The following is a 12,419-nucleotide window of genomic DNA, read 5'->3' as shown; positions in this document are numbered from 1 at the left end:
TCCGAGGTTTTTGAAATGAATGTTTTGATCATTGGCAGCGGTGGCCGTGAACACGCCCTGGCCTGGAAAGTGGCTCAGGATCCGCGTGTGCAGAAGGTTTTCGTGGCACCGGGCAATGCCGGTACCGCCATCGAAGCCAAATGCGAAAACGTCGCCATCGACGTGCTGGCCCTGGAACAACTGGCCGACTTCGCCGAGAAGAACGTCTCGCTGACCATCGTCGGCCCGGAAGTGCCGCTGGTCGCCGGCGTGGTCGATCTGTTCCGTTCCCGTGGCCTGGACTGCTTCGGCCCGACGTCCGGCGCCGCACAGCTGGAAGGCTCGAAAGCCTTTACCAAGGATTTCCTGGCACGTCACAAGATTCCGACCGCCGACTACCAGAACTTCACCGAGATCGATCCGGCCCTGGCTTACCTGCGCGAAAAAGGCGCGCCGATCGTGATCAAGGCCGACGGCCTGGCCGCCGGTAAAGGCGTGATCGTAGCCATGACCCTGGCCGAAGCCGAAGACGCCGTGCGCGACATGCTGGCCGGCAATGCCTTCGGGGACGCCGGTTCCCGGGTGGTGATCGAAGAGTTCCTCGACGGCGAAGAAGCCAGCTTCATCGTCATGGTCGATGGCAAGAACGTCCTGCCAATGGCCACCAGCCAGGACCACAAACGTGTTGGCGATGGCGACAGCGGCCCGAACACCGGTGGCATGGGTGCCTACTCCCCTGCCCCGGTGGTCACTACCGAGGTCCATCAGCGGGTCATGGACCAGGTCATCTGGCCGACCGTGCGCGGCATGGCCGAGGAAGGCAACGTCTACACCGGCTTCCTGTATGCCGGCCTGATGATCGACAAGGCTGGTAACCCAAAAGTCATCGAATTCAACTGCCGTTTCGGCGATCCTGAGACCCAGCCGGTGATGCTGCGCCTGCAATCGAGCCTGGTGCTGCTGGTCGAAGCGGCCCTGGCCCAGGCTCTGGACAAGGTCGAAGCCCAGTGGGATCCGCGTCCGAGCGTCGGTGTGGTACTGGCAGCCGGGGGTTATCCGGGCGACTACGCTAAAGGTAATGCGATACAAGGCCTGGAGGCTGCAGCCGGGCTTGAAGGCAAGGTTTTCCATGCGGGGACCGCGCTGAAGGATGGCCAGGTGGTCACCGCCGGCGGTCGCGTACTTTGCGCCACCGCCATGGGGTCCAGTGTCGACGCGGCTCAGCAGCAGGCCTACAAGCTTGCCGCCGAGATCGACTGGGAAGGCTGTTTCTACCGCAAGGACATTGGCTACCGTGCCATTGCCCGCGAGCGTGGCGAAAATCTGGAATAACCCGGCCATTCAGACCGGCAAGCGCCCATGGCCCTTGCCTGTCTGCTCCGGCGCCGCGCATAGTTATAATCTGGCATCAACCTACGAAGGGATTTCGCCGTGCGCTGGCTCAGGATTGCCATAGGTTTAACCGTCACCCTGCTGACACTGCTCTGCACGCTCCCGGCTCAGGCCGCGCCAGGCAGTGGCTGGGCGGTATTGCTCGACGAACAGGGCGACCTGAAGCTGAGCGACATCCGTTCTGCCCGCTACACCAATCAATTCAGCCCCATCGACCTGGACCGCCTGAAGGCCGCCGAGCCGGGTGGGGCATTGTGGTTGCGTTTCCGGCTGGCCCCCGACCCACATGAACAAATACTGCGCATCTTTGCACCCGACCTGTCTCGCCTGAACCTCTATGTGCTGGACGGCGATACCCTGGTGGACCAACAGGTCGGCGGGGATGCCCTGCCCCGTATCGAACAGCCCCTGCCCAGCAGCGATTACATGCTGGCCCTGCCGCGAAGCGACAAACAGCTGGACGTCTACCTGCGCCTGGCGTCCCGGCACGAACTGCGGCCCTATGTCACCCTGGAAACGGCGATTCAGGCGGCGGCCAACCAGAACCAGACGCTGATCTACGGGTTGCTGTTCGGCTGCATCGCGATGCTGATCCTGCACAACCTGACCCGCTACGCCTATACCCGCTCACGCAGTTGCCTGTGGCTGGCGGCCTGCGAAGGGTTGTTGATGCTCAGCCTGGTGCTGCTGTTGAACCTGGCTGGAGCCTGGCTGCCCGACTGGCCGGCCATTCAGACGCCGGGGGCCTATCTGGCCCTGCTGCTGACCGCGCCCTGCGGCCTGATGTTCGCCTACCGCTTCTTCGCCCCCCTGGGGCCGCACCCGTTGAACCGGCTGCTGCTGGGAGACATCGTGTTCATCACGCTCTGCAGCCTGCTGCTGTTGTTCGTGAACACACTGCCGCTCAATATCATGACCTATGCCCTGGTCGCGCTGGCCGGCCTGAGCATGCTGTTTGTCAGCGCCTGGCACTGGCAAAAGGGCTATCGCCCGGCACGGCTGTTTGTCGCCGCCATGGTGGTTTTCAACCTGGGCACGCTGATCATCCTGCCGGCCCTGCAAGGGCTGACGGAAGTCGCTCCCCAGGGCCTGATCATCACCCTGCTGGGGTTCATCTGCGTCAGCGGACTGCTGATGAGTGTCGCCTTGGGTGAGCGTCAGCGCTCAATCAACGAGAGCCGTTTCAGCATCAGCCGCGACCTGGCGGCGAGCAATGCCGAGATCAACGCCAAGGCCGAGTTCCTGGCCAAGATCAGCCACGAAATCCGTACGCCGATGAACGGCGTACTGGGCATGACCGAACTGCTGCTGGGCACGCCGCTGTCGGTCAAGCAGCGCGATTACGTGCAGACGATCCACAGCGCCGGCAACGAACTGCTGACCCTGATCAACGAGATCCTCGACATTTCCCGGCTGGAGTCCGGGCAGATCGAACTGGACGACGTGCAGTTCGACCTCAACGCGCTGATCGAGGACTGCCTCAGCATCTTCCGCGCCAAAGCCGAACAGCAAAATGTCGAATTGATCAGCTTTATCCAGCCCCAGGTGCCGCGAGTGATCAGCGGTGACCCGACACGGTTGCGCCAGGCGCTACTGAGCCTGCTGGAAAACGCCCTGAAAAAAACCGACGAGGGCGAAGTGTTGATCGTCGTGGCGCTGGACGAGCGCAGCAATCAGCCGCGCCTGCGCATCGCGGTGCAGGACAGCGGAACGCCCATGGACGCCGAAGAGCGCGACACGCTGATGCATGCCGAATTGCACAGCAAGAACTTCCTCTCGGCCACCCGCCTGGGCGGCAACCTGGGCCTGGTCATCGCCCGTCAATTGATCATGCTGATGCACGGCGAGTTCGGCATCAAAAGCGGCAGCAACCAGGGCAGTACCTTGTGGCTGACCTTGCCCCTGGACCCGGATCGCCTCGAACATCCGACCTCCGACCTCGACAGTCCGCTGCAAGGGGCGCGGGTGTTGATCGTCGACGACAATGACACCTGCCGCAAAGTGCTCGTGCAGCAATGCAGCGCCTGGGGCCTGAACGTCAGCGCCGTACCATCGGGCAAGGAAGCCCTGGCGCTGCTGCGCACCAAGGCGCACCTGCGGGACTACTTCGACGTGGTGCTGCTGGACCAGAACATGCCCGGCATGACCGGCATGCAACTGGCGGCCAAGATCAAGGAAGACCCGAGCCTGAATCACGACATCCTGTTGATCATGCTCACCGGCATCAGCAACGCGCCGAGCAAGGTCGTGGCACGCAACAGCGGGGTCAAGCGCATCCTCGCCAAACCGGTGGCCGGCTATACCCTCAAGACCACCCTGGCGGACGAACTCAACCAGCGCAACAAAGGCCAGGCGCCGAGCATTCCGATGGGCGCCGGTCCTGTCGTTCCGGTAAAAGTGCCCAGCGACTTCCGCATCCTGGTGGCCGAAGACAACAGCATTTCCACCAAGGTCATCCGTGGCATGCTCGGCAAGCTCAACCTGCAACCCGATACCGCCAGCAACGGCGAGGAAGCCCTCAAGGCCATGAAGGAGCAGCGCTACGACCTGGTCTTGATGGACTGCGAAATGCCGATCCTCGACGGCTTTTCCGCCACCCAGCAACTGCGTGCCTGGGAAATGGGTAACCAGCGCACCCGCACCCCCGTGGTCGCGCTCACCGCGCACATCCTGGCCGAACACAAGGAACGCGCCCGTCAGGCCGGGATGGACGGCCATATGGCCAAACCGGTGGAACTGTCGCAACTGCGCGAGCTGATCGAACACTGGGTGGCCCAGCGCGACCAGCAGAATCGTACAGCGCAGACGTCCTGAGCCGACAGACACCAAAACGCCTGATAGACTCCCCGACGTCTTTCTCCGCCTTGAGCCTCGACCATGCTTCATGTGTTGTTCAGCGTTTATCTGAAGATGCTGGTGCTCTACAGCCCCTTCTTCGTGCTGTCGTGTTTTATCGGCCTGACTCGCGGCTACTCGCGCAAGGAACAACGGCGCCTGGCCTGGAAAGTCGCGATCGCGACGCTGGTGTCCAGCGTATTGCTGTATTTGTTCGGACGGGTGATTTTCAGCGTGTTCGGCATCACCGTGGATGCGTTCCGAATCGGCGCCGGCAGCGTGCTGTTCATTTCGGCGCTGGGCATGGCCCAAGGCAAATCAGCCGTACAGACAGATAATGTTCAGCAGGACGTGACCATTGTCCCGCTGACCATTCCGTTGACGGTCGGCCCCGGCACCATTGGTGCCCTGCTGGTGATGGGCGTGAGCCAGCCGCACTGGGACGACAAACTCATGGCCATCATCAGCATCGCCCTGGCCAGCTTTACCGTCGGCGTGGTGCTTTACCTGTCCAGCCGCATCGAGCGGATTCTCGGTGACCAGGGCTTACAGATTGTCAGCCGCCTGATGGGGTTGTTTGTCTGCGCGTTGGCCGCGCAGATCATCTTTACCGGGGTCAGAGGCTATCTGGTGCCCTGACACAGCAGCGGTCTGCTTGCGACGTAAGACCCCAGCGAGAATATCGGACCGTGGTCAACTCACCAGATTGCTTTCCTCCTCATACGATACGTGTGACAACTCTTTGAGCGCGACACCGTTGCTGGCATTCTGCAAAGCACCCAACTGCTCAATCAGTGTCGAGACGGTGTAATGCCGGTTTCCTCCAAAGCTGAGCACGACTTCTCCGCGCAAGTTGACATCCGCCGCATACACTTCACGAAAAATCACACTGTGCCCACTGTTCGGGTCGATGATCACCAGATGTTCATGGATGGGGCTCAGCAACAACTGGTCAGGCTCATCGTGCTCCCAGATCAACTTACCGGGGATTGTCTGCGCGCTGCCCAGCGAGTGCCGGCAATCGAGAATGACCGACTTGACTCTCAACCAGGCCGCTTTCGACAACCTGTAACTCACCGCGCCTTGTCCCATGCGCAGGACCAGAGTCGTAACATCGTCCGGCATCAGCGCAAGAAGATCATCAACCTTCATCTGGCCCTCAATAGCCAGAACCTCGGCATCACGCCGGATGTAACTGAGTGGCCCAAGATGCTCCATACCCGGCAAGGTCAGCAGCTTTCCGTTCCTGCTTTCATGAAGCAGCACGTTGCTCCGCTGCTGGGTGCCCAATAGTTCAAAGGACTCTGGAATGACCGTCTTGGGAACCCGAATCACACGCTCGGTCTCGGCGACGAACCATTGCAGGTTACCGGGCTCCTCCACTGACAGCAGTGCGCTGCGAAATGGCTGGGCCGCCAGCTGTTTGAGGCCCTCGAGCTTCCGGCCACCTTGTGCGACGACCCATTCGTGAGTGACGCCGGTAATCAACGCCGGCTCCCGGTCTCGCAGCACAACCACCACGCCCTCGAATGTCACGCCACGCAGCCCCACTCCTTCGACCGTCAGTTCGACAAACTGCCAGGGCGCCCATGCACGCTCCGCGGCGGGTAATGCATCAGCCTGCAGCAACTGCGAACCCTGGCCAAAAGCGGACTCCAGTTTCTGCGGATCGATGAATGCCTGGCGATAGACTTCGCCACTCGATACATCGAACAGCCAGGCCGCTTCGCTATCCGGGGTAACGCCGAGCAGGCGCACTTGCTTTGCATGCCCCCATTCAGCCAGCAACAATCGGTTGCCGACGTACCAGGCACACAACCTCGCGTCACCGTTCAAGTGGGTCAAGCCGATCAGGGCAAAGCTGTCGGTTGCGTATTGCCGGGCCAAGGGCTCCAATGCGGACCACCAGTGCGCCCGATCCTTGAGCCACACTTCACTCAAACCGCCCAAGGCCAGTCTGCCCTGGCTCGTCAGGTTGAAGAACAGGCCCTCTGACGTCAGGGCGACGTAGCCGCCGTCAACCGCCATGACGTTTTCCAGCTTCTGCGGGCGCATCCATGTTTCGGACCAGTGTCCCTTTCCCGCCACCTCGGTACGTTGCTTGCGACACAGTTCCTGTCTGAGCCGGTCATAGATGACAAACACATCGCTGTCGCCCGCCGGTGTCAGCAACGTCAGGTCAGTCATGTGCTTGATCGAGTCGGCCCAGCCACGGTGATGGTTGCGGCGGGGTGAGGGACGGATGATCAAGTGATCGCTGCGGCGAACCCAGGCCATGTCCCGCCACTGCGCCTCGGGCTTCCAGCAAACCGAAACAAAGGGGGCAGGCCGCCAGTTGACGGTGATGAAGCTGTCCTTTTCGCTGGCGGACGGGGTAAAGGGGTAGCCGTTACCAAGGATCAGCGACCAGTCGGCCAGTGTTTCGCTGGCACTCAGGACCGACTCCAATGCCAGGTCCAGGTCCCGAGTGATCGAACTGAGCAGCAGTTGCCCCTCATGTATCACATAAACCAGAACATCGCGGGCCTGATCCTTGCGGGTGATTTGCTGAACGACATGAATCACCCCCTGAGCATCCACCTCGACGCGCTTGATGGTGCTTGCGACATTGCTTGCGCCCCACAGCCAATAACGATGGCTCAACAGCCCGGTCACCGCGTCGACTTGCCAGATGATCAGGTTCTGCGGGTCGTAGAAGTAACAGGAAGCACCCGCCACCGCCCCCAACACAGCGCCATCGACACCCGGCATATCGTCACGGATGTACAGGAAGCGGTCCTCCTTCGCGTCGTACCAGGCCGTAACGTAGCGGGGTTCGTCCGGTGCCTCGAACGGAATCAGATAATGGTGCACCGCCGTATACGGCATCACCAGGCGGTGCTTTTGAGCCAGAGTCTTGAGGTGTCCCTGCAACGCCTGTCGACTCATGCCCGGAGGCACATCCTGCTCGACGAGGGTGAGTTTGCATGCCTGCAGCTCAACCTGAAACACTTGATTGTCGGAGATCTTGAGCACAATTTCATGGCTCCCCGTTCCCGTTAGCGTCACCTGGAGCTCACCGATAAACAGTTTCCCTGAACCCTCGAAACGGATGTCGCTCTCGCCGACCCAAGGGGCGCCCAATACCCAACTGGACTTCTGCGCAGGCCCCGACTCAAGGATCAGGCCCACGCCGGGATTGAGTCCCAACGCGCAGCGTTTTCCGGCACCCCGAATCCGATAGGCAACCTTTGCGTGCCAGACGGCAGGGAGAACGGGCACCACCAGCGAGCGATCGACGGAATCGAGCCACACATCGATCACTGTTGGCCGATAGTCAGGCACCATGCGGTAGAGGATGTAGTCGCTGGGAAACGAATAGAACGAAAACAGGAACAGCCAGCCACCATCCGCTTTCCTTTTTTCCAGACGCCGGGCCGTGTCGAAACCGGTGTCATGGCGCAGGCTCGCGAAGGGCAGCGCCTTGTACTCGTAGCGATAACAGGTTTGCGGTGTGCAAGGCAGGACGACGACCTGGTCTGCCGGCGGCGTGAACTTGGCCCGACCTGGCAGATTCAGCTCTCGACGGATATCGATTGCCCGGCGGTAATCGTCATCAAAGGTCGGCACGCCGAAATGATCACGTAGCGGATACAGCCTGGGGCTGTCCAGCACGAGCTCGGAGCGGGTCAGGTCCAGCGTCTGAACGATCAACGAAGAACGCGGCAGCCATGCCCCACTGGGGGCATCAAAGTGATAAGGCTGAAGATGAGCTTTTGTAGCCTCATCGAAGAAAAGCCCGACTTGCTTGGCTTCTTCAGCAATGGTGGCGAAACCCTGGGCCAGCGCGGCCACCCCCACCGCCAGCCCGCCCAGCATCACCGCGGCGCCGCCCAGAAACGCTCCGGCGGTGGTGGCACCGGCGGCGTAAGCGCCTACCGACAACGCCAGACCGGCCGAGTCAAACGCCAGTTGGGTGCCGAACTGCGCGCGTTCCACTTCGTTTCGGGCAGTCGACAACTGATAGATGTCGAAGCCGACATTCGCCAGTTGCAGTAGCCCCCCTGTCGCTTCGCTCACGCTGCTTCCCACCGCCGCCTTCACCACTGGCGCGACGGTACGGGCAATCAGTTTTTCTTCAGCCAGTGCCTGACGCACCAGCCCCACCAGGCCCGCGATATCCACCACGTTGCCGTGAACCAATTGCGCGTAATTGACATAGCCATGCAAGCGCACCGCCAGCGTCAGGGAGCGATCAGGCCCTTCCTGCCGTCTCAATGCATTCATCAATGCCTGTATGGCGAAACCGGCGTTCAGGGTATGGACGCTGCCCACTTCGGTGGGATCGCTGGGCACGGACGGTTTATTGGCCAAGGCTGAAAAACGTTCCGAGAGGTAGCTTTTTATACGCAAGAGTCGATGGTCGTCAGTGACGACCCGTACCAGGTGCTCGGGACTCTCAGGATCGATCAGGCTTATGCGGTACGATCCGTTCGACATGACCTCCAGGGTTTCGAACAACGGCACAAGGCCTGATGCCAATTGACCCGCCTGCTGAAGATGGGCCGTTGCCTGCGCGATCTGTTGCCCCCACCACTGGCCATCCAGCGCCAGCAGACAGTTGCCCAGTCGAGGATTACTCTGCAGCGACTGCCCCCGGGCATTGGCCAGGCGCTGCCTGACCGGGCGCAGCGCCTGCCCGGGCAGCGCGCCGGGTTGCAGCAGTTTGGAAACATCAATTGCACCAGACAATGCCAGGCTCGCCACCTTGGCACCGTCCAGGTCGATGAGATCGAAGGTCGGGCGCGCCGCATCGCCATACGCGGCGTAATAACTGGCCATCTCGTGCTGAAGGAAGAACTGCTCCAAGGCTTGCCTGAAGCGTGTCGCCTGCTGGAACTCGAATACGCCAAAGTTCGGATCGTAGAAGTGATACGTACTGCGCTCCCCCTCTAGGGTCTTGGCCACCAGCATGGCGTGATTATCGGAGTTGAGCATCAGCGTGCTGGTCGTTGTCCTGGCTTGCAGAATGTCCACCACCGCATTCAGATCCGAGCGCGCCAACCCACGGCCGACGTCGCCGATCTGCACGTCGCGCAACGACTCCACGCAGTTGAGGAACGTCTGCGAATCACTGGCCTGAGGCTCGATCACCCCCAGGTAGAACCGCTCACGCAAGGTATTGACCGCAACCTTGTCCTGCGACAAGGCTGCCGCCATTGCCAGGGCCAAGGGATAACAACGTCCGCCCACCCTGTCGCCATCGCCCTGGAGCAGCAGATCCTGAGGTACAAGCTTGATTGTGTCGGCATCGAAATCGTCCAGGACAGTACCGAGGCGTTCAACGACCCGGACACGGTATTCAAGCTTCGCCACCTGGCGGATCCGGGCGACGTGCTGGCCCCATTGGCGCAATGTCAAAGGCTGCTCCAGGGCGTTTTTCTTCAGGGCCAGGGCGGTCTCCTCATGCCCTGGCGGATACTCGGCCGCACTGGCAAGCCCGGCCAGAAAAGCCGGCGCCTTACGTTGGTACAACGCATGCTCGATCGTTGCATAGCCGCCGGCGCTTCCCTGGTTCGCGACGTTGTTGGCCAGGTTATCCAACTGCGGGCGTACCGCATCGAAGCTGCGATTATCCAAGGCCGTCGCACCGGTCAAGCCCCCCAGCAGCAGACGTTGCAGGGGACTCAATTGAGCGACTTCAAAATCACCTTTGGCGAGGCGCTCCAGAAGCTCAACGACGGACAACCGGCGCGTTTGCTGATCGCTCAACGATGCTGGCGGTAACGCACTGGCGCTTTGGGCGAGGATCGACTGACGTTCATCAAAACCCAGCGGTATCGCCTTGTCGAAAATCACCGTCCCGTCATGGCCCAGACTCATCATCTGCATGAACGGCTTACCCAGCTCATCGGCAAGATGCTGCAAAAGCTCGGTGGACAACACATGTCGCCCCTCGATCACCGGCCAGCCTTCATCGAACTGGAGCGTACGGTATTTGAGCAGCTCGGCCATATCGCCGGCATAACGAGCCTTGAACCGGCCCTCTTGCCAGCGTTTTTTCTCGTTAACGAGCCATTGCCCGGTGTCACTTTCGTTTTCCTTCCAGGAGTGATCCAGCTCCTCCTCGGTGGCCCCATTGACGCTGCCGACGGCGGCGATGGCCGCCTCCGCGCGCCACTGCTCGGCGGTTCGCGGGGTGAAATGCGCCCGGTGGTAATCGGCCATCCCCTCGCGCATGGCGGCTGGGCCGGTCAGGTAGATCGTCACTTCGCTCTGGGGGCGGATACCGTCGCTGTAGTAAGTGGCGGCCGCCTCCACCAGAAACGCCGCGGCCATTTCCGCTTCCGGCGACAGTTCGTGAAACGCACCGAAAACCTGCGTTGCGGCCTGACGCGCAAGGCCGATCATGCTCTGGGCATCGGTAAGGGCAACGTTTTGCTCATCGGCCAGGCGCGCGGTGGCATCGACGATTTCATAGTTGAGCCTGAAACGCTCGAGCACGGTTTTGAGCATCGCCGCCCCAGGGTGGCCCATCAAAAAAGCGTTGCTCAACGAGTTTCGCGCGGCAACGGCGCGCAGCTCGTACGGACGCGCCAGACGCTCCACCGGCGGGCGAAAAACGCGGTTCAACTCGGGCTGGCTTTTAGCGAACCGCTCCAGCGCATCGCGATGCTGCGACGGGATCGCGTGGAGATAATCCGTGTACTGGCTGCGCAATGCCTGACGGCCGGGCATCCAATCCGGGTTTCGATCAAGCAACAACTGCAACACCCCCAGGCGCGCGTCGGTCTTGAACTCACGAATGTCCACCTCCCCCAGTTTCTCCAGCAAGGGCGGCAGGTGATCGATATCGACATAGCTGCCCCCTTCGGCGAACAGGGCTTCGACACGCACAATGTCGGAGCCCCCGGCAAACATGCCACGCAGACTGATCTCGCGTTCGTAGATATCCCGCAAGTGAAGGGGTGCTTGACCGGCGGCAACGTCGCGCAGGCTCAGGCAACCCTCAGCCAAGGCCGTGAGGCTGAGGCGGTTATCGTTCATCAGGGTATTGAGCCGCGCCTTATCCTGGCCGTAGGCGCGAACCAGCAGATCGATTCGAGCCTCATCGGCACTGCCGCCGTTCTTCACAACCTTGGTGATATGCGCATACATCTGCTGCTTCAGGACGATGGCGCGTTCTTCATAACGGTCGCCCAACTCCAACGGATCGACACTGGCCTGCCCGCCATTGAGCATGGCATCGGCCTTCGCGGCTTCGACAATGATCCGGTTGGTCTCATAGGCCAGCAGCGCGTCGCTGTCATACCAGAGACTGAGGCGATAGCCCTGCGGGCCCATCACCTTTTTCCAGATATTGATGTAATCACGCTGAATCGCCCCGACGCCGCCCCCAAGCCAGACAAAATGCAGGTTTTTCGGCACTTCGGTAGCGGGTAATTTCAACTGCTCGAAGCTGTTGTGCAGGCGCGCTTCGAAACCCTCGATTTTGTTTTGTATCTGCGCCAGGTTCGCAGGCCCGGCGCCATCGGTGCTCAGCGGCTCCGGCGCACGACGGCGCCGGCTGTTTCCCTGCAAGGTTCCCACCGCCTGCTTGAGCAGCCCCAACGGTTCCAACATGCGCGCAGAATCCAACAAGGCGATACAACCAAAGTAATACCGAAGTACCGAATCATATTGTTCGGAACCCTTGTACGGTATTAAGGCCCGTTCAAGATCCTTTAGTTTCAACAAACTCACAAAATCGACGTAGTCATCCGCCGATGAACGCTCAGGCTCACTCATAAACAATACTTCCATTTATCGTATATAAATACAGGACAGCCTTGCACGATGACCGCCCACAAGCGCTTCCAAGCACTCGAGCAGCCTCTGCATCAAGCAATCCAAAGAAATAATCTTGTCAGGAGAAGTTGCGCGCTCTCTCCTGCAATAGATAAGTAGCAGCCATCCGCAGTGCGCCCCAACAACAGCGTTCACTCAGGCCGCAAACAGCACTTCACAGTCCCAATAAATTTCAAAGCGGAAGCAAACATAGCCCACACTTCGAACGCTGTTCAACTCACAAGGAATTCAATAAGTTTCCGAACACAATGACTTAGCGCTCGCGCATCGAATATTTATTTCATTATTCAAACAAACAGGTATTCGCGACGTCTACAGCGTCAAACAGCGGGTCGTCTTGTACCCACGAAGTCTCGAACATGACGAAGTCAGATAGAGGCGGCCCA

The 12,419-nt window shown here is 60.4% G+C and carries 4 protein-coding genes; 3 read left to right on the top strand and 1 reads right to left on the bottom strand.

Features of this window, described 5'->3' with window-relative positions; genetic code table 11:
- The first annotated feature begins 15 nt into the window (after positions 1-15).
- The 3 genes from purD to QOM08_RS03000 all read left to right on the top strand — a co-directional run bounded on the left by purD (position 16) and on the right by QOM08_RS03000 (position 4,845).
- Entirely contained in the window at positions 16-1,311 is a 1,296-nt protein-coding gene (gene purD, locus QOM08_RS03010; protein ID WP_047227384.1) for a phosphoribosylamine--glycine ligase, read from the top strand.
- A gap of 99 nt (positions 1,312-1,410) precedes the next feature.
- Positions 1,411-4,185: a hybrid sensor histidine kinase/response regulator gene (locus QOM08_RS03005; RefSeq protein WP_076382840.1), complete on the top strand. Its 2,775-nt coding sequence runs from the start codon at positions 1,411-1,413 to the stop codon at positions 4,183-4,185.
- Positions 4,186-4,248: 63 nt separating this feature from the next.
- Positions 4,249-4,845 carry a MarC family protein gene (locus QOM08_RS03000; RefSeq protein WP_047227382.1) on the top strand — a complete coding sequence of 199 codons (597 nt, stop codon included), beginning with the start codon at positions 4,249-4,251 and terminating at the stop codon, positions 4,843-4,845.
- A 54-nt stretch (positions 4,846-4,899) separates the two neighbouring features.
- On the opposite strand, the gene QOM08_RS02995 is transcribed toward QOM08_RS03000, so the two are convergent.
- Positions 4,900-11,973, bottom strand: coding sequence for a TcdA/TcdB pore-forming domain-containing protein (locus tag QOM08_RS02995; protein ID WP_410479123.1), 7,074 nt, complete (start codon positions 11,971-11,973; stop codon positions 4,900-4,902).
- Between the last annotated feature and the right edge of the window lie 446 nt (positions 11,974-12,419).

The sequence above is a fragment of the Pseudomonas sp. P105 genome, assembly GCF_032614175.1.
In the GTDB taxonomy this organism is placed as follows: domain Bacteria; phylum Pseudomonadota; class Gammaproteobacteria; order Pseudomonadales; family Pseudomonadaceae; genus Aquipseudomonas; species Aquipseudomonas rhizophila.
Note: the sequence above shows the minus strand (reverse complement) of the source record. Positions and strands in the feature narration are given on the sequence as shown.

What these genes read in the sequence shown, in the direction of transcription:
- purD (WP_047227384.1), top strand. Translation starts at nt 16, where the DNA reads ATGAATGTTTTGATCATTGGCAGCGGTGGCCGTGAACACGCCCTGGCC.
- QOM08_RS03000 (WP_047227382.1), top strand. Translation starts at nt 4,249, where the DNA reads ATGCTTCATGTGTTGTTCAGCGTTTATCTGAAGATGCTGGTGCTCTAC.
- QOM08_RS02995 (WP_410479123.1), bottom strand. Translation starts at nt 11,973, where the DNA reads ATGAGTGAGCCTGAGCGTTCATCGGCGGATGACTACGTCGATTTTGTG.